The sequence below is a fragment of the Streptomyces sp. NBC_01244 genome (assembly GCF_035987325.1).
Classification (GTDB): Bacteria; Actinomycetota; Actinomycetes; order Streptomycetales; family Streptomycetaceae; genus Streptomyces.
The window spans coordinates 8,683,311-8,701,836 of the sequence record NZ_CP108488.1 but is presented as its reverse complement, the minus strand read 5'-3'; the positions used below and the strand labels follow the sequence as shown (position 1 = coordinate 8,701,836).

The 18,526-nt window shown below is 72.0% G+C and carries 15 protein-coding genes; 7 read left to right on the top strand and 8 right to left on the bottom strand.

All coding sequences use genetic code 11. The features are described from left to right. Positions 1-36: 36 nt before the first annotated feature. Entirely contained in the window at positions 37-492 is a 456-nt protein-coding gene (locus OG247_RS38695) for a MarR family winged helix-turn-helix transcriptional regulator (RefSeq protein ID WP_327256634.1), read from the bottom strand. Positions 493-585: 93 nt separating this feature from the next. Here OG247_RS38695 and OG247_RS38690 point away from each other — a divergent pair, with 93 nt between their 5' ends. Next, positions 586-918: a rhodanese-like domain-containing protein gene (locus tag OG247_RS38690; RefSeq protein WP_327256633.1), complete on the top strand. Its 333-nt coding sequence runs from the start codon at positions 586-588 to the stop codon at positions 916-918. A gap of 280 nt (positions 919-1,198) precedes the next feature. On the opposite strand, the gene OG247_RS38685 is transcribed toward OG247_RS38690, so the two are convergent. The 3 genes from OG247_RS38685 to OG247_RS38675 form a co-directional block, all read right to left on the bottom strand. Next, complete coding sequence (locus OG247_RS38685) at positions 1,199-2,095, bottom strand: geranyl diphosphate 2-C-methyltransferase (RefSeq protein WP_327256632.1); 897 nt, start codon at positions 2,093-2,095, stop codon at positions 1,199-1,201. Positions 2,096-2,110: 15 nt separating this feature from the next. After that, entirely contained in the window at positions 2,111-3,457 is a 1,347-nt protein-coding gene (locus OG247_RS38680) for a family 2 encapsulin nanocompartment cargo protein terpene cyclase (RefSeq protein WP_327256631.1), read from the bottom strand. Between the two features lie 100 nt (positions 3,458-3,557). After that, complete coding sequence (locus tag OG247_RS38675; protein ID WP_327256630.1) at positions 3,558-4,970, bottom strand: family 2B encapsulin nanocompartment shell protein; 1,413 nt, start codon at positions 4,968-4,970, stop codon at positions 3,558-3,560. Positions 4,971-5,309: 339 nt separating this feature from the next. On the opposite strand from OG247_RS38675, the gene OG247_RS38670 reads away from it, so the two are divergent. The 5 genes from OG247_RS38670 to xdhC all read left to right on the top strand — a co-directional run bounded on the left by OG247_RS38670 (position 5,310) and on the right by xdhC (position 12,094). Continuing rightward, positions 5,310-5,528 (top strand): hypothetical protein, encoded by a 219-nt coding sequence (locus OG247_RS38670; protein WP_327256629.1) that lies wholly within the window; start codon positions 5,310-5,312, stop codon positions 5,526-5,528. A 3-nt stretch (positions 5,529-5,531) separates the two neighbouring features. After that, entirely contained in the window at positions 5,532-6,845 is a 1,314-nt protein-coding gene (locus tag OG247_RS38665; RefSeq protein WP_327256628.1) for a cytochrome P450, read from the top strand. Between the two features lie 449 nt (positions 6,846-7,294). After that, a complete protein-coding gene (locus OG247_RS38660) occupies positions 7,295-8,770 on the top strand; it encodes a xanthine dehydrogenase small subunit (protein WP_327256627.1) in 1,476 nt (491 codons plus the stop codon). After that, the gene (gene xdhB / locus OG247_RS38655; RefSeq protein WP_327256626.1) at positions 8,767-11,166 is read left to right on the top strand and encodes a xanthine dehydrogenase molybdopterin binding subunit; all 2,400 of its coding nucleotides are present in this window, start codon (positions 8,767-8,769) and stop codon (positions 11,164-11,166) included. The genes OG247_RS38660 and xdhB overlap by 4 nt, the downstream gene beginning before the upstream one ends. A gap of 1 nt (position 11,167) precedes the next feature. Further along, positions 11,168-12,094 carry a xanthine dehydrogenase accessory protein XdhC gene (gene xdhC, locus OG247_RS38650; RefSeq protein ID WP_327257782.1) on the top strand — a complete coding sequence of 309 codons (927 nt, stop codon included), beginning with the start codon at positions 11,168-11,170 and terminating at the stop codon, positions 12,092-12,094. On the opposite strand, the gene OG247_RS38645 is transcribed toward xdhC, so the two are convergent. The 4 genes from OG247_RS38645 to OG247_RS38630 all read right to left on the bottom strand — a co-directional run bounded on the left by OG247_RS38645 (position 12,063) and on the right by OG247_RS38630 (position 17,228). Then, positions 12,063-13,256, bottom strand: a complete 1,194-nt coding sequence (locus tag OG247_RS38645) for an MFS transporter (protein ID WP_327256625.1) — start codon at positions 13,254-13,256, stop codon at positions 12,063-12,065. The genes xdhC and OG247_RS38645 overlap by 32 nt on opposite strands. 57 nt (positions 13,257-13,313) lie before the next feature. Continuing rightward, the gene (locus tag OG247_RS38640) at positions 13,314-13,838 is read right to left on the bottom strand and encodes a hypothetical protein (RefSeq protein ID WP_442813524.1); all 525 of its coding nucleotides are present in this window, start codon (positions 13,836-13,838) and stop codon (positions 13,314-13,316) included. Positions 13,839-13,950: 112 nt separating this feature from the next. Next, entirely contained in the window at positions 13,951-15,144 is a 1,194-nt protein-coding gene (locus OG247_RS38635; RefSeq protein WP_327256624.1) for a serine hydrolase domain-containing protein, read from the bottom strand. 254 nt (positions 15,145-15,398) lie between these two features. Further along, positions 15,399-17,228: a glycoside hydrolase family 35 protein gene (locus OG247_RS38630; protein ID WP_327256623.1), complete on the bottom strand. Its 1,830-nt coding sequence runs from the start codon at positions 17,226-17,228 to the stop codon at positions 15,399-15,401. Positions 17,229-17,376: 148 nt separating this feature from the next. On the opposite strand from OG247_RS38630, the gene OG247_RS38625 reads away from it, so the two are divergent. Continuing rightward, positions 17,377-18,507 (top strand): LacI family DNA-binding transcriptional regulator, encoded by a 1,131-nt coding sequence (locus OG247_RS38625; RefSeq protein ID WP_327256622.1) that lies wholly within the window; start codon positions 17,377-17,379, stop codon positions 18,505-18,507. Positions 18,508-18,526 lie beyond the last annotated feature (19 nt).

The following is an 18,526-nucleotide window of genomic DNA, read 5'->3' as shown; positions in this document are numbered from 1 at the left end:
GGACGCCGGCCCGGCAGGACGCCGGCCCGCCGGACGTCAGCCCAGTTGGACGTCGGTGTCGGGCTGGGCCACCCTGAACAGCGCCCGGGCGATCACCGCGGCCTCCTCGTCGGTGAGGTGCGCGGAGAAGTGCTTTTGGATGCTGCGCATGTAGACCGGGGCCGTCGCCCGATGGGCCTCGGCCCCCTCCGGCGTGATGACGGCCCACGAGGCGCGTTTGTCGTGGGGGTCGGGCAGCTTGGCCACGAGCCCGGCGCGCACCATCTCGTCGATCAGGCGGCTGACCCGGGTGCGGCTGAGGACCACCCGGTTGGCCACTTCCTGCATCCGTAGCCCGCCCTCGCCCGCCGCCTTGAGTTCGAGCAGTACGTCGTACCACGTCAAGGGGATCCGGCCGTCGCGCTGCACGTCGCTCTCGATGGCGCGCACGGCGGTGTTGTGCGCGAGGAGCAGCGCCCGCCACGCCTCGAGTCGATCGTCCTGTCCGTTCACGCCGCGATCCTACTCCATTGTGTGCGCCCGCACACACTTGTTAAGGTGCGTGCGTACGCACTTATTAATCCTTGATCTTCGGAGGCTGGCTACATGGCGGTTCGGAACCTCTCCCGCGACGAGGTCAGGCAGAAGCTCGACGGCGGCCGGGCCGCGGTCGTCGAGGCTTTGCCGGAGCAGTACTACAGGGAGGCGCACCTGCCGGGGGCGCTGCTCCTCCCGGTCGACGACGTCGACGAGCTGGCCCCCGGCCTGCTGCCCGACAAGGACGCCGAGGTCATCGTCTACTGCACCGGTACGACCTGCTCCAACTCGGGGATCGCGGCCCGGCGGCTCGCGGAGCTCGGCTACTCGAAGGTCTTCACGTACGAGGGCGGCAAGGAGGACTGGGTGGGCGGCGGCCTCCCGACCGAGTCCGGCGTCTGAGCGGCGCCCGGGAAGACGTCACCGTGGTGGCCCAGCTCTCACACGGCACCCGGCCCGAACGGGGGGGCCGGCTCGGCGCGCTCGAACCGGAGGCCGGCCCGCGGCTGTGGCGGGGCCGCCCCTGCCGGACCCGTCCGGTCACCGCCCTGCCCCTGGACACGGGCTGGCGCGGGCCGCCGTGACGGCGGAACTCCTCGCGCACGCCGCCCGGTTGCCGCCCTGAGGCCCAACCGGTGGTGCCGGGCCCGCCGATTGGCGGGGCCCGGCACCGGAGCGGTCGTCAGACGCGGTCGGCCGCGATCAGCAGGTACTGGAAGGAGCCGTCCTTGTAGGACTCGATGAACGCCTCCTCGATGCCGGTGACCAGCGAGGACGTGGCCCGCAGCTCCCAGTAGGGCAGGGTCGCCGGGGTCAGGTCGATGACGGCCTGCGGCACGAGGCGGTTGTCGGCCATGGCCCGCAGGTACTCCCGGCGGGAGTGGATGTTGCACTCGAAGTGCGCGTTGATCTGGGAGACCCACTTCGAGGGCTGGCCGTACCGCGGGTTCCAGCAGCCGGTGATGGTCACGTACCGGCCGCCGACCTTCAGGACCCGGGAGTGCTCGGCGAAGAGGTCTTCCAGGTCGACGTACATGCTGGACTCGTTGTTCCAGGACGCCGTGGCCTGACCGGTCTCGAAGGGCGTGCCGAGCATGTTGCAGACGCGGGCCCTGACGTGGTCGTCGATGCCGAGTTCGCGGGCGCGCTGGTTGGCGAAGTCGGCCTGCTTGGCGGACAGCGTGACGCCCTCGACCGTGCAGCCGAAGCGCTGGTGGGCCATCACCATCGAGCCGCCGCGGCCACAGCCGGCGTCCACGAGGGTGTCCTCGCGGCCGATGGGGCCGAGGTGGTCCAGGAGCAGTTCGGCCTGTGCCGACTCCAGTCGGTGGAGCTCGGCGACCAGCCTCTTCTCGTACGCGCTGTCGCCGGTGTCGCCCAGGGCGGCGTGGTCGACGTCACCGATGCCGTAGTGGTGGTGGTAGAGGCCGTCCACATCGCCGAGGCGCAGGTTCACGGGCCTGGCCTCGTTGTTCCAGTAGCGGGCGATGTCCCCCTGGTAGGGGGTGGACGGCCCGGGAATGATCACGGAGGCGGGGGTGGTGCCGTGGGTGCCGGTGGTCAGATCGATGCTGGTCACGAATGAAGTCCGTCCTTACCAGAAGTCGGGCAGGCTGTAGCGATAGGTATTGGTCTGGTGCCAGTAGTGGTTGCCGTCGACCCAGACGGCGACTCCCCGCAGGAAGCGCAGCACGCTCGGGACGGGGCAGGCCGCGGCCAGGGCGGCGGCCTCCTCCTCGAAGGTGTGCATGAGGTCGTTGTGGACCTCGACCGCCTTCAGGTAGCCCTCTTGGTCGGAGGTCCCCTCCCGGTCGGCGATGACCACGGGAAGGTTCATGTGCCGTCCCGGGGCGGCGAGCTCCTTGGTGTAGGAGTACAGGTCGTTGACGATGGTGGTGGCGTTCCCGGCGAGTGCGATGACCCGTTGCATGGGCGCCTGGGCGTGCAGGTCGGCCGGGAGTTCGTACCCGCCGACGGTGTCGGTGATGGTGGGGCAGGGGCGGAAGTTGTTGAACTGCCGCATGGCCAGGTACTCCCACACCTCGGGGACGTACTCCGTCTGGCTCCAGGCCGCCTCGGCGAGGTACCCCAGGTGCAGCCGGGCCATGTCGTGCCGGTAGCGGTCCGCCTGCGAGGGGCCGGCCTGCGCGAGGAAGTACTCCATGGCGGAGCTGTAGGCGCGCCGGGGCGCGTCGGATTGGAGCGACCGCACCCACTGCGGCTCGTACTCCTTCGTCGTGTGGAGGGGGTCGATGGCGGTGTGCGCCAGCAGGAGGCGTCCGCCGAGGCCGATCGGCGAGCCGCCGTGGTCCTCGCAGTAGACGTCGTCGACCGCGTTCTCGGCGACCATCAGCCGGGTGGCGACCATCAGGTGCTCGATGGTGGGGGCGTCCGGGTGGCAGGCCACCATGTAGCGCCCGACCTGGAAGCCGTCGAACTGCTTCTCCCAGTCCTCGGGGAACAGGTCGACCTCGTCCACCGCCCAGGCCTTGATGCGCCGGCTGACCTCCTCCACCCGCACCGGGTCCGGCTCCGGCACGGGGTGGTAGTAGAGGCCCGGGATCGGATTTCCGGCCGCCGGAGCCCCGGGCTCGGGAGCACCGGGCTCGGGAGCACCGGGCTCCGAGGCCGCCGCGGGCGCGGGGTGCGCTTCCCGGCGGGCCGGGTGCAGTCCCGCCGTACCCAGGCCGCTGGGTCCGCTCAGGAGCCGTCGCAGGGCGGGGCTCGGGGTGGGCGGGGCGGGTGTGGTCTGCAGGGTGGGTGGGGTCTGCGGGGTGGGTGGGGCAGCCGATGGCGACGGGAAGGGCAGGCCCGGCCCTGCGGGCAGGCCCGGCAGGCCGCCGGACGCGTGGGCCTGGGCGCTGCCGAGGACGTGGGCCCCGAATCGGGCCGCGGCGCCGGGCAGGCCCGACTGCAGAGGGGAAGGCCCGGGCTCGGGCATCCGTGACTCCTTGGTGAGGTGGGTGGTCCGTCCCGGATCCCGGGCGTGCTCGGCCGGCCCGGGAAGGTCCGGGCATCGCCGGACGGGGCCGCCGGGCCGGTCAGTCGCTCCGGCGGGCGATCTGCACGTTCTCCAGGACGCCGAGCGCGTCGGGCACCAGGATCGCGGCGGAGTAGTAGGTGGTGACCAGGTAGGAAATGATCGACTTCTCGTCGATGCCCATGAAGCGGACCGACAGGCCCGGCTCGTACTCCTCCGGCAGACCGGTCTGGCGCAGCCCGATGACGCCCTGGTTGTCCTCGCCGGTACGCATGGCGAGGATCGAACTGGTGTTTTCCTTGCTGATGGGGATCTTGTTGCAGGGCAGAATCGGGACCCCGCGCCAGGCCGGGACCTGCTGCCCGCCCACGTCCACGTGGTCCGGGTAGAGCCCGCGGGCGTTCATCTCGCGGCCGATCGCCGCGATCGTGCGCGGGTGGGCCAGGAACAACTTGGTGCCGCGGCGACGGCAGAGCAGCTCGTCCATGTCGTCCGGGGTGGGCGGGCCGGAGTGGGTCTGGATCCGCTGCTTGAAGGCGGCGTTGTGGAGCAGGCCGAACTCCCGGTTGTTCACCAGCTCGTGTTCCTGGCGCTCGCGCAACGCCTCGATGGTGAGCCTGAGTTGCTCCTCGGTCTGGTTCATCGGCCCGTTGTAGAGGTCGGCGACCCTCGTGTGGACCCGCAGGACGGTCTGGGCGATGGAGAGTTCGTACTCGCGCGGCTTGGATTCGTAGTCGACGAAGGTGCCGGGCAGTTCGGCCTCGCCGGTGTGGCCGGCCGACATCGCGATCTCGGCCTCGCCGTGCTTGTTCTGCCGCTGCAGGGGCAGCGAGCTGAACCGCTGGATGTGCTCCTGGAGGTGCGGCGCCCCGGCCACGATGCCGGCGAAGTCGGCGCGGGAGAGCGTGAGCAGGGTGCCGGGGGTCTCCGCGGTGGCGGTGTAGTCCCACCGGGCGTCGGAGTCCAGCAGGGCGTTCTCGCCGAACCGGTCGCCGTCGGCGAGCACCGCTACGGAGATCTCGTCGCCGTACTTGCCCGCGGAGGTCTGGCTGATCCGGCCGTGGGCGATCAAGTGGATCTGCTCGGCGGGAGCCCCCCGCTCGACCAGCACCTCACCGGCGCGGAAATCGCGCTGGACGCAGCGGCCGGCGATCGCCGCCAGCACTTCCTCGTCGTCGAAGCCGCGCAGCAGGGCCAGCTCGCCGAGCTCGCGCGGGATCACCTGGACGCGGGCACCGTCCTGGACGAACTCGATGCTCCCGTCGCCGACGGTGTAGCTCAGCCGGCGGTTCACCCGGTAGGCGCCGCCCTTGGTCTCCACCCAGGGGAGCATCCTCAGCAGCCAGCGGGAGGTGATCTCCTGCATCTGCGGGGCGGACTTGGTCGTGGTGGCAAGGTTGCGGGCGGCCGACGTGCCCAGGCTGGACTGCTTGGGCGGATCCAGCTGTGCTTCCGGGCTGGTGTCAACGGTCATCGGTCGAGCTCTCCTTCATCAGCGGGGAAAGGAAGGCGAACGTCTGGGCGTCCGTCCAGATCCCGGGGAACCGTAACGGCGGAGATCCCCGCCCCACTGTGAAAAATCGTTGCCGTTGCTTCGTTCCGGTGATCTTGTCCCGCCCGAGGTTTGTTTGGCGGACCGACGATATTCAGCCGGGTCCGCGCGGCCCCGAAAGCCGGGCAGTGTGCCACAGACCGGCCGGGCGGTCACGTCACGTGATTCCGGGGCGTGCCCCCGGGATCCGCGGGATGGCGCAATGAGGGCAACGAACAGGGCGGACCCGCCGCCCGACACCCCGAAACAAGGAGGACAGCCATGGCTGCCCTGATTCCCCTGCGCAAGTCGCTCCTGATCGCCGTCTCCGCCGTCGCCGCGCTCCTCGGCACCGGATCCGCCTACGCCGCATCGGGCTCCGCCCACCTGGCCAACGACCCATCCGGAGCGAAGGTGCAACGCAGCAGTCCGGTGAAGAGCACACTCGGTGGCCAGGACACATCCACCGCGTACGGCTACTACTACGTACAGGGACGCTAGCCCGTGCTGTCGACCCGCATGCCGCCCGGCCCTTCCGGGGCCGGGCGGCACGGCAACAGGCGTGCGTTCGAGCGGGACCGCCTCGGCTTCCTGCTCGACCAGCAGGAGTACGGCGACCTGGTCCGCTTCGACGACGACCTGTACCTCGTGAACTCACCCGTCCTCGCGGAGCAGGTGCTCAAGCACACCAACACCACCTACACCATCGCCCGCGACCTGCTGGGCGAAACGATCGACGGAAGCCGCGCCTCCGAGGACCTGGCCCTGTGGATGCGGGCCCGCTCCCTCGCCGGACGCGGCCTGAACCGGACCGCCGCGCGGGCCGCCGGTGACAGCCTCGCGGCCACCGTCACCCGGCACGCGGACACCTGGCACGCACGCGGCAGGATCGAGGCGATCCCGGCACTGGAGGACCTCACCGCCCACCTCATCGCGGAATTCTGCCTCGGGCCCGAGACGGGCGCGGTCCCCGGTCTCCTGGCCCGTCTACAGGACGCGCTGCTGCCTCCCGCCCTGCCCCTGCCCGCGCGCTGGCACGCGCCGCGCCGGCGCCGCCTGCTCCGCGCCTCCCGCGACCTCGCCGAAGAGGTCTCCTCGCTGATGCTGCGGCGCCGCACCACACGGCGGGACGACTCCCCGCCCGCGGTCGCCGACCTCCTCGACGCCGCGTGTGAGGAAGGCGCCCTCACCCGCGAGGGCGCGACGAGCGTGATCGTCGCCAACCTGTTCGCCGCCCACGAGACCACCGCCGCCGCGCTCTCCTGGCTGCTTCTCCTCCTCGACCGGCATCCGCACCTGCGCCGTCGGGTGCGGGACGAGGCCGACCGGGAACTCGCCGGGCGGCCCCCCACCGCGGCCGATGTGCCCCGGCTGGCCGTCGCCGGGGCCGTCGTGAAGGAGACCCTGAGGCTCTATCCCCCGCTCTGGCTGGTCCAGCGGACCGTGGAGGAACCCACCGAGCTCGCCGGCTACCCGCTCCGCCGCGGCCAGCGGGTCGGCGTCAGCCCCTTCGTCCTACACCGCGACCCGCAGCACTACGACCGGCCCGCCGCCTTCGACCCGGACCGCTGGATCGAGCGCCCCGACAGCCCCCTGCCCAAGTACGCGTTCATGCCCTTCGGCGGCGGGCCGCGCAACTGCCTCGGTACGCACTTCGCCACCACCGCCATGACCATCGCCGCCGCGACCCTCGCCCGCGACTACCGGATCGGCCAGTCCCCCGGCACCACGGCCACCTTCGACACCCGCACCATCCTCCAGCCGCACGGCCTCACCCTCGACGTCGCCGGCCGCCCCCGTGTCTGCGGCCCCCGGTGACCGACGCGGCCCGGTCCGTCGGGAAAACCTGCGGGTCGGCGACTGGTTTCGCGTACGAATGCGCGCCCCGTACCGTCGCCGGACTTCGTGGAATCGACCGAGATGTGCTTGACCGATCAATCTCCGGCACGTAACTTCGACCGCACCAACTCGAGAGCCACTGGAAGGAGGCGAAGCCGGATGTCGACCATCTCCGTACCGCTTCGCCTCGCACACCAGATCGCCTGGGCTCCGGGTCGGGTCGCACACGGCTGCTGAACGGCCCTCTTTCCCGGCGTGCCCGCTCGCGGCCCCGGACGTTTTCCACCACTCTGTCAGCACTTACGGCGCCTCCTCGCGTGCCGATTCGCCGCGCTCCGGGTTGTCGAGCCGCGGCCACTGAACGAGAAAGCTCCTGCCATGGCAACAAGGACTGTCCGATCGACCGCGCCCCGGAACGGGGACGTGCCGTGGTAGCGGCGCGGATCACGGTCAACGGGAAAGAAACACCGATCTCTCCGGCCGCAGCCCACACCACGGTGTTGGACTTCCTGCGCGACCGCGGCCTCACCGGCACCAAAGAGGGCTGCGCCGAGGGCGAATGCGGCGCCTGTTCGGTGCTCGTGGCCCGGCCGGGGGTGAACAAGCCCACCGACTGGGTGGCGGTCAACGCCTGCCTGGTCCCGGCCCTGGCCCTCGACGGGCAGGAGGTCGTCACCTCCGAAGGCCTCGCCACCGTCGACGCGGCCGGCGTACCCACCGCGCTGCACCCCGTGCAGGAGGAGATGGCCGTCCGCGGTGGCTCCCAATGCGGTTACTGCACACCGGGGTTCATCTGCAGCATGGCCTCCGAGTACTACCGGCCCGACCGCTGCGCACACACGGACCCGGCCGCGGACCCGGCCGACGACACCGACTCCGAGCACGGCCCGAACGGTTTCGACCTGCACGCGCTGAGCGGAAACCTGTGCCGCTGCACCGGCTACCGCCCGATCCGCGATGCCGCGTTCGCCGTCGGTTCGCCCACCGAGGACGACGTCCTGGCGCAGCGCCGCGAGCAGTCCCCGCCGGAGCCGGCCGCCACCGAATACGCCCAGGACGGCGCCGAGTTCCTGCGGCCCGGCACCCTCGCGGAGACGGTGCGGCTGCTGCGCGAGCGGCCCGGGGCGGTCGTGGTCGCCGGCAGCACCGACTGGGGCGTGGAGGTGAACATCCGCTCCCGCCGGGCCGATTGCGTGGTCGCGGTCGACCGGCTGCCCGAACTGCGGGAGCTGCGCGTCGAATCCGGTCACATCGAGATCGGTGCGGCGCAGACGCTCACCGAGATCGAACGCCGGCTCGACGGCAGCGTCCCGCTCCTGGCAGATCTCTTCCCGCAGTTCGCGTCCCGGCTCATCCGCAACAGCGCGACCCTCGGCGGCAACCTGGGTACCGGCTCGCCCATCGGTGACAGCCCGCCGGTGCTGCTCGCGCTGGAGGCCTCGCTGCTGCTGGCCGGCACCGACGGCGAGCGCGAGGTACCGCTGGCCGACTACTTCACCGGCTACCGGCAGAGCGTGCGCCGTCCCGGCGAGCTGATCCGCGCGGTGCGCATCCCGCTGCCGCTGTCGCCGGTCACGGCCTTCCACAAGATCGCCAAGCGGCGCTTCGACGACATCTCCAGCGTCGCGGTCGCCTTCGCCCTCGACATCGAGGACGGGACCGTCCGCAAGGCGCGGATCGGCCTGGGCGGCGTGGCCGCCACCCCGATCCGCGCGCTCACCACCGAAGCGGCCCTGGAGGGCAGGGCCTGGACGGCGGAGACCGTCGAGGCCGCCGCCCGGATCCTTCGGGCCGAGGGCACCCCGATGGACGATCATCGCGCGAGCGCCCTCTACCGCTCCGCGATGCTCGGTCAGAGCCTGCTCAAGCTGTACGCGCAAACCACCGAGGCGGTGTCGTCATGAGCCAGTTGTCCCAGCGTCCCGAAAAGCCCGTCGTCGGGGTTTCGATGCCGCACGAGAGCGCGAACCTGCACGTCACCGGTGCGGCGCTCTACACCGACGACCTGGTCCACCGCACCAAGGACGTCCTGCACGCCTACCCGGTCCAGGTCATGAAGGCCCACGGCAGGATCACGGCGCTGCGCACCGAGCCGGCGCTCGCCGTGCCCGGTGTGGTCCGCGTACTGACCGGGGCCGACGTGCCCGGCGTCAACGACGCCGGAATGAAGCACGACGAACCCCTCTTCCCCGACACGGTCATGTTCCACGGCCACGCGGTCGCCTGGGTCCTGGGCGAGAGCGTGGAGGCGGCCCGGCTCGGTGCGGCGGCCGTCGAGGTGGAGCTCGACGAGGAACCCTCCGTGATCACCCTGCGGGAGGCGATCGAGACCGGGAGCTTCCACGGCGCCCGGCCCCTGATGGTGACCGGCGACGTGGACGCCGGCTTCGAGGACTCCGCGCACGTGTTCACCGGCGAGTTCCAGTTCTCCGACCAGGAGCACTTCTATCTGGAAACGCACGCGGCGCTCGCTCTCCTCGACGAGAACGGGCAGATGTTCGTCCAGAGCAGCACCCAACACCCCTCGGAGACCCAGGAGATCGTCGCCCACGTACTCGGCCTGCACAGCCACGAGGTGACCGTGCAGTGCCTGCGGATGGGTGGCGGCTTCGGCGGCAAGGAGATGCAGCCGCACGGGTTCGCGGCCGTCGCCGCGCTCGGCGCCAAGCTCACCGGCCGGCCGGTCCGGGTACGGCTCAACCGCACCCAGGACCTGACCATGTCCGGCAAGCGCCACGGGTTCCACGCCACGTGGAAGATCGGCTTCGACGCCGAGGGCCGCATCCAGGCCCTGGACGCCACCTTGACCGCCGACGGCGGCTGGAGCCTGGACCTGTCCGAGCCCGTGGTGGCCCGCGCGCTGTGCCACATCGACAACACCTACTGGCTTCCCAACGCGCGCATCGCCGGCCGCATCGCCAAGACCAACAAGGTCTCCAACACTGCCTTCCGCGGTTTCGGCGGACCCCAGGGCATGCTGGTGATCGAGGACATCATGGGCCGGTGCGCGCCGCTGCTCGGCCTGGATCCGATGGAGCTGCGCGAGCGCAACTTCTACCGGCAGGGCCAGTCGACCCCGTACGGGCAGCCCGTCCCCCACCCCGAGCGGATCTCCGTCATCTGGCAGCAGGTCCAGGAGGACGCCACCCTGGCCGAGCGGAAGCGCGAGATCGCGGCCTTCAACGCCGCGCACCCGAACACCAAGCGGGCGCTCGCGATGACCGGGATCAAGTTCGGCATCTCCTTCAACCTCACCGCCTTCAACCAGGCCGGTGCGCTGGTGCTGGTCTACAAGGACGGCTCCGTCCTGATCAACCACGGCGGCACCGAGATGGGGCAGGGCCTGCACACCAAGATGCTGCAGGTGGCCGCCACCACGCTGGGCATCCCGCTGCACAAGGTGCGGCTGGCGCCGACGCGTACCGACAAGGTGCCCAACACTTCGGCGACCGCCGCCAGTGCGGGAGCCGACCTGAACGGCGCGGCGGTGAAGAACGCCTGCGAGCAGATCCGCGAGCGGCTGCTCCAGGTGGCTGGCACGCAGCTGGGTACGAACGCCTCGGACGTGCGCATCGTCGAGGGCGTCGTGCGCGCCCTGGGCGTCGACAAGGAGCTGGCCTGGGACGACCTGGTGCGCACCGCGTACTTCCAGCGGGTCCAGCTCTCGGCGGCGGGTTTCTACCGGACCGAGGGACTGCACTGGGACGCGAAGGCGTTCCACGGCTCGCCGTTCAAGTACTTCTCCTACGGGGCGGCCGCGACCGAGGTGGAAGTGGACGGCTTCACGGGCGCGTACCGGATCCGGCGGGTGGACATCGTCCACGATGTCGGCGACAGCCTCTCCCCGATGATCGACATCGGCCAGGTCGAGGGCGGTTTCGTCCAGGGCGCGGGCTGGCTGACGCTGGAGGACATGCGCTGGGACTCCGGCGACGGCCCGAACCGCGGCCGCCTGCTGACCCAGGCCGCGAGCACGTACAAGCTGCCGAGCTTCTCGGAGATGCCCGAGGAGTTCAACGTCAGGCTGCTGGAGAACGCCACCGAGGAAGGTGCGGTCTACGGGTCCAAGGCGGTCGGTGAGCCCCCGCTGATGCTGGCCTTCTCCGTACGGGAGGCCCTGCGGCAGGCGGCCGCGGAGTTCGGGCCCGCCGGGATCAGCGTGGAGCTGGCCTCGCCGGCCACGCCCGAGGCGGTGTACTGGGCGATCGAAGGAGCCCGCCGGGGCGGTGCGTTCCGCGACGGGCGGACGCCCGACGGCAGCGGGGTCCTCGCCGACGCAAGCGCTTTGAGCAATGTCTGACATGAGCTGGGTCGCCGCGGTCGCGCGGTTGCGGGCACGCCGGGAACCCGGTGTGCTCGTGACCGTCGCGGCCGTGCGCGGCCACGCGCCCCGGCGGGCCGGTGCCAAGCTGGTCGTGGGACGGACCGGGACCTGGGGTTCGATCGGCGGCGGCAACATCGAGGCCGTCGCCATCGACCGGGCGCGCGAACTGAGCGGCGCGGCCGATCCGGAGCCGGAGCTGATGGAGTTCGCCCTGAACGACAAGGTCACCAGCCGGCACGGCGTGCAGTGCTGCGGCGGAGCCGTCACCGTGCTGCTCGAACCGCTGCCGGTGGTCCAGGCGGTGGCCGTCTTCGGCGTCGGGCACGTCGGGCTGGAACTTGCGCGCATCCTGGCCCGCCAGGACCTCGACCTGCACCTCGTCGACAGCCGCGCCGACATGCTCACCGGCGAACGGCTCGGTGTGCTCGGCGACGCGGTGGCGCAGGTCCACGTGCACCACACCCCGCTGCTGCCGGAGACGGTGCTCGGGGAGCTGCCGCCCGGCACCCACGTCCTGATCATGACGCACGACCACGCCGAGGACGCCGCGCTGTGCGACGCCGCCCTGCGCACCGACGGTCTCGGCTCGATCGGTCTGATCGGCTCGTCCGCGAAGTGGGCGCGGTTCCGGCAGCGCCTGGCGGCCGAGGGCGGTCACGACGCCGGCACCATCGACCGGATCACCACCCCGATCGGGCTGACCGAGATCACGGGCAAGGAGCCGGCCACGATCGCGGTGAGCGTCGCGGCGGACCTGCTCCGCACCTTCGAGCAGGACCGTCATTGGGCGGTCCCGGTCCCGGTCCCCGCCCCGGTCCCGGTCCCCGCCCCGGACTCGGTCCCGGTCCCGGACACGATGGCCGAGGTGGCGCTCAGTGCGCGGCGGCCCGCTCCGGGCGCCTGAGCAGGTAACCGGCCGCGGTCAGGACGAGCACCGCCATGCACCCGATGAACACCAGTCCCGCACCCTCCAGCCCGAGGGGTCCTTCCAGGACGCCCACCCCGATCACGGGCAGCGAGATGCCGGTGTACGCCACCAGGAACAGCGTGGAGATCACCGCTGCCCGCTGGTCCGCGGGGGACGCCCCGGCCACCGCGGACAGTGCCCCGCGGAAGGCCAGCCCCTGCCCGAGTCCGCCGACGAGGGCGCTCAGCACCACCAGCGTCAGCAGGTCCCACCACAGCGCGCCCGCGAGCAGCGCCAGCCCGGCGAGGAGCGCGGCGCACCCGAGCGGCAGCGAGCGCTGCACGCCGACGCGGCCGACCACCGACTGCCCGGCGGTCGAGGCGAAGAAGGCCAGTGCGACCACCAGCCCGCTCAGGGCGCGGTTGTGCACGTCCAGGGACTGCGCGAGGAACGCCGGGCTGACGGAGGTGAACACCCCGAGCAGGGCGAATCCCACGAACGCGGCGATCGCGGCCGGCCCGAACACCGCCCGCACCTGCGGGGGCAGAGCGGGCCGCTGCGGTCGTACCGTGCTCAGCGGCCGTCGCTCACGGACCGTCTCCGGGAGCCGCAGCAGGACCACCGCCGCGCCGGCCACGAGCACGAGGTGCACCACGAACGGCAGGTACAGCGGCCAGGAGGCGTACTGCGAGAGGACTCCGGCGAGCAGCGGACCGCAGCCCAGTCCGCCCATGTTGGCGGCCGTCGCCACGAGCGTGGCCCGCGAGGCTCCGCCGGGCGGTGCCAGCTCCATCACGTACGCCGTGGCGGCCCCGGTGAACAGGCCGGCGGACAGACCCGACAGCAGCCGTCCCGCGTACAGCCAGGGCATCCCGTCGGCGCACAGGAAACAGACGGCGCTCACCGCGGCGAACCCGAGCCCCGCCAGCAGCACCGGCCGCCGGCCCACGGCGTCCGAGGCGTTGCCCGCGAGCAGCAGGACGCCGATGACCCCGAAGGCGTACACGGCGTACACCACGGTCACCATCAGCGCGGAGAAGCCGAATTTCTCCTGGTAGAGCCCGTAGAGGGGGGTCGGCAGCGTGGTACCGGCCATGCAGACGGCGAAGACGGCCCCGCTCAGCAGACACCGGCGCCACCCTTGTCGATCAAGGTCCATGCCGCCGACCGTAACCCGGGAGCACGTGATCCGCGTCGAATCGGCGTCGAATCCGCGTCAGTACACCAGCTTGTAGGTGACGTCCTTGGGGACCGGGTCCGGTGCGGTGTCGGTGTAGAGGAGCCGGATCGTGGTGAAGCGCCGGAGATCGGGGTGCTCGGGCCAGGCCTGCGGGTTGCTCAGGGTCACCCTGACCGGGTAGGCGTGGAAGCGGCCGGCGGCGCAGTACGGGCGGCAGTCGTTCACCATGTCGGTGCCGGTGGCCGTGGCGCTGCCCGGCCCCCAGCTGTCCCAGCGGAGCCCGACGAGCCGGTTGTTCCCGTCGCCGCAGGCCAGGAGGTACTCCTGGGGGCGCATCTGTGCCTGCGAGAAGCAGTCGACGACCACGACCGGATCCTCACCGACCGGCGCCCGGGCCGCGGAGGCGGAGCCGCCGGTGTGCGAGGAGGGGGCCGCGGAGGCCGGGAGCACGGCGGCCGTCATCGCCGCCACCGCGCACAGCAGGGTGGCGGTCCGCGCCTTGCGCCGGGACGCGTTGCGCCGGGATGCGTGTCCGGGGCGGCCACCTGCGGAAACGTTCACGGAAGACCTTCCTCGCCACTCTGTGCGCCGCCGGCACCACCGGGGTATTCCCAGCTTCCCCCATGGGGGTGCAGCCCGCACCCGCGGGGACCGTGCGGGTGCGGGCGCCGGGTCACTTGCGCAGCAGGGCGCAGACGAAGTCCTCCTGGACCTCCCGGACCTGCTCGAGCAGGTCGGGGTTGTTGCTCAGGGACGTCTGCGTGGTGATGGAGAAGGTCAGCGAGCGCCGGCCGTCCGCCGTGGCCGCCGCGAACTGCGTGTAGCCGGGCGTGTTGCCGGTGTGCCCGTACACCGTTCCGCAGCGCGTTGTGTAGCGGAAGATCGCCAGGCCCGCCTCGGTGCGGCCGGGGCCGGGGGGCTGGGACAGGGCTCCGGGGATGAAGGTGAACTGCTGTCGCCGGGTGCGCTCCGAGATCAGGGTGCCGCCCGCGTAGCCGCGGATGAAGGCGGTCAGGTCCTTCGGCGTCGAGACGATGCCTCCGGACGCCCAGGCCCCCGAGGCGCCCACGGCCTCGCTGACGTCGACGGGCCCCTCCTGCGGATCGATCTGGTAGCCGTGGAGGTAGGGCTCGGGCAGCCGGTATCCCTGGGGCAGGCTGGTGGCCCGCATGCCGAGGGGTTCGTAGACGAGCTCGCGCAGCAGCGTCTCGTACCGGCGTCCGGTGGCGGCCTCGGCCATGAGGGCGACGGCGATGTTGTCGGAGTTGGAGTACGCGTAGCGGCTGCCCGGCCGGAACGCGAGGTCCTCGTCGGCTACGAACTCCAGCAGGCGGCGGGAGTCGAAGTGGTGACGGGGGTCCTCGGAGACGATGTCGATGAACCCCTGGGAGTTGGAGTAGTCGGGCAACCCACTGGTGTGATTCAGAAGTTGACGGAGCGTCACTTCGTGCCACGCGGCCGGCTGTCCGGGCAGCACCTCTCCGATCGTGTCGTCGAGGTGCAGCCGGCCGCGGTCGACGAGCCCGAGGGCCACCGCTCCGCTGAAGGCCTTGGCGACGCTGGCGATCCGCATGTGGTCCGTGACCCGCGGCGGCCGGCCGCTCTCCACGTCGGCGACACCCGCCCGGTAGACCTTCGTGCGGTCGCCGTCGCGCAGGACGGCGATGACCCCGGGAGGCCCGTCGGGCCGCTCCACCAGCTCCCGCAGCTCTTGGTGGAGGGCGGCTCCGGGCGGCGGATTGCGGTCGGCTCCGGCCTGTGCGGGCTGCACGGAGACGGCGAGCAGGGCGCCGCACGCGGCGGTGGCGGCGGCCAGGCGCAGCGACGGGCGGATCCGGCCGGAGTGGCCGTGCGGGCGTCGGGACACGGAGGTACCTCCCGGGGAAGACGGACGCGGTGGCCCACGATGACAGGGGCCCCACCGGCACCGGCGGCGACACGGCCACACACCGGCGGGCCTTGGTCCATCCGGCCCTGACGGTCCCGCGCGGGGCCCCGCAGCGGCGGGGCTGCGGGGCCTGCCAGGCTGCGGGGCGGCGGAGGGCGCCTGCTGTCGGGACCGCGGCAGCCTGCGCGCCGCCTCCCCGTCGCCCCGCCTCCGCGAGCGCCCCGGGCGCCTGCCTACCAGACGGGAATGGGCGCGGGCGCCTCCGTGCCGAGGTCCGGTGCGTCGCGGAGTTCGACGGTGTTCCCGGACCGGTGGAGTTCGAGGATCACCAGGGTGTTCTCGCCCGCGCGCCACAGGGGACCCGGTGCGTACAGCGTCTTCTGCGGACCGCGCTCCCAGAACCGGCCCAGGGCGAAGCCGTTCAGCCAGACCATGCCCTTGGTCCACCCGGGGAGGGCGATGAACGCGTCGGCGGCGGAGTCCAGTTCGACGGTGACCCGGTGGAAGGAGGGGCCGTCCGGGAGCGCGCCGTGGCCGAACTCGAGTCCGGACAGGTCGTCGAGGGGCAGCGGTCTGGTCTCCCAGCCGAACTGGTACTGGTTGTCCAGCCTGACCCCGTCGCGGATGCCCTTGCGATCGGCCAGCAGGGGCCCGTAGTTGATCCGCCCCTGGTTCTCCACCAGGATGTCGAGCACCGCACCCCCGTCGGGCACGGCGACGGGCAGGGCCGCGAGCGGCTCGTCCCGCTCCAGGAGCCCGATCTCCCTTCCGTCCAGGAAGACTTGGGCCCGGTCGGCCAGCCCGTCGATGCGCAGCGCCGCCTCGGGCAGGGGTCCCCGCAGGCGGGTCCGGTAGTGGATCAGGCCCAGGGACTGGCCCGCTTCCTCCATGGTCAGCGGCTCGACGTGGTGCAGGGGCTTGGCGAGTGCGTCCAGGGAGTCGGCCAGCGAGACGTGTCCGTCCACCGAGAGCAGCCGGGGAACCACGCGCGGGGGCAGAGGCGGGGGTTCGTGGGTGACGGGGCCGGTGTTCCGGGCGATGACCTCGCGGAAGAGGTGGAACTTCCGGGTGAGTTCGCCGGCCTCGCCGACGGGGGCGTCGTAGTCGTAGCTGGTCACGTCGGGCTGGTAGGAGGCGCCGTCGTGGTTCGCGCCGTTCCACCAGCCGAAGTTGGTGCCGCCGTGCCCCATGTAGATGTTCACCGAGGCGCCCGCGGCGAGCAGGCTGTCCAGGGTGGCGGCGGCGTCTTCCGCGTCGCGCGTGTGGTGCGGCTCGCCCCAGTGGTCGAACCAGCCGTGCCAGTACTCCACGCAGACCAGCGGCCCTTGCGGCTGGTACGTGCGCAGGGTCGCGAGCGAGCTCTCGGGGCGCGAACCGAAGGTCCCGGTGGTCAGGACGCCGGGGATGCGCCCGCCGAGCTGGAACCCGTGGTCGGCCCCGTCGGTGGTGAACAGCAGGCAGTCCAGGCCCCGTCGGACCAGGCCGTCGCGGAGGTGTTCCAGATAGCCGGTGTCGTTGCCGAAGCTGCCGTACTCGTTCTCGACGCCCACGGCCACCACCGGCCCGCCCCGGCTGCCGAGGAGGGGCACCAGTACGGGGGCCAGGGTGTCGAACCACGCGTCGACGGCGGCCAGGTACGCGGGGTCACGGCGGCGGATCCGGATGGTGCGGTCGGCCAGCAGCCATCCGGGCAGTCCGCCGAAGTCCCATTCGGCGCAGATGTAGGGGCCGGGCCGGACGATGACGTCGAGGCCCAGGTCACCGGCGGTCCGGATGAAGGCCGCCACGTCGTTCGGCCCGCCGAAGGTGAAGGCGCCGGGGCTGGGCTCGTGGACGTTCCAGGCCACATAGGTCTCGATGGTGTTCACGCCCATCGCGCGCAGGCGCAGCAGGCGGTCGGCCCAGAGGTCCGGATGCACCCGGAAGTAGTGGATGGCCGCGGAAACGATCCGGTGCGGGCGGCCGTTCCGCAGGAAGCCGGTCTCGTCCGTGGCCAGCGTCGTGATCGACGTCGCGACGGGCGTCGCGGTCGGCGCCGCAGTGGGCGGGTGGGGTGGCTTCACGTGTGCGCTCTCTTTCGGTGACTTCCGGTGGTGCTCGACTCGTGGGCCGACAGGGCTCCGGCAGGAGGAAAGCCCCGCATAGAAAGCGCTTTCTACAGGCCGTGGATCACGCTAGGCTGAACCAGCCCGAGGGGTCAAGGGAGATCGCATGCGGGAGACGGTCGACGAGCGGCACAAGAGGGTGCTGCGCCTCGTGCGGGAACACGGCAGCGTGCGGGTCTCCGACCTCGCCACCGAGCTCGGGATCTCCGTGGAAACCGCGAGACGTGACGTCGCGGCACTCGCCGACGCGGGGCTCGTACGGAGACTGCACGGTTCGGCTCTGTGGCCGACGGCGCGGCTGAGCCCCCGCGAGGCACGCCTGGCGCGCGAGGTGCCTGCGGTCGCACCCCGCGGGCTCGTGCTCGGGATGGTGGTCCCGGCGGCCGGCTACTTCTATCCGTCGGTCATTCGCGGCGCCCGGGACGCGGCCGCCGATGCCGGGGCCCGGCTGCTCGTCGCGACCACCGAGTACGACCGGGAGCAGGACAAGACGCGGATCGACGCCCTCATCGGGGCGGGCGCCACCGGCCTGCTGCTCACCCCCAGTTGGGGCGTGGACGGCCCGGACCCCGGCGACCTCCAGGAGCTCGCGGATCTGCCGGTCCCCGCCGTGCTGGTGGAGCGGCACGTTCCGGCGGGCTCGCCCGGAGCGGAGATCGACCGTGTCAGCTCGGCCCATGCGGACGGCGCCGCCGCAGGCGTCCGCCATCTGGCGGCCCTCGGACATCGCCGCGTGGCCCTGCTCTCCCGCGCCACGCACACCTCACCCGCCCTGCGGCAGGGGTACCGCGCCGCGGTCGGGTCCCTCGGCCTGCCCGAGGACGACCTCTCCCCGGCCGGAGCGCTGGAGCCGGGTGAAGCCGATCGCTTCGAGCGGCGCCTCGACCGGCTGCTCGGCCTCGCTGCCGCGGGCGAGGTGTGCGCCGCACTCGTACATCCCGACTCCGCCGCGATCTGCCTGCTCCAGCGGCTGACCGCGCGGGGCCTGCGCGTGCCGGAGGACTTCTCGATCGTCTGCTACGACGACGAGCTGGCGACGCTGGCGGACGTGCCCCTGACCTCGGTCGGACCCGTCAAGGGAGCGGTCGGCGAAGCGGCCCTGAACCTGCTGCTGCGCCGGCTGGAGCACCCCGGTGCCGAGAGTTCGCACGTCGCGCTGCTGCCGCGGCTGAAGGTGCGCAACTCGTGCGGCGCCCCCGCCCTCGCCCAGGGGCGTCAAACTCCCCCAGCCGGTTGACCCGAACGGCGGCTCGGTG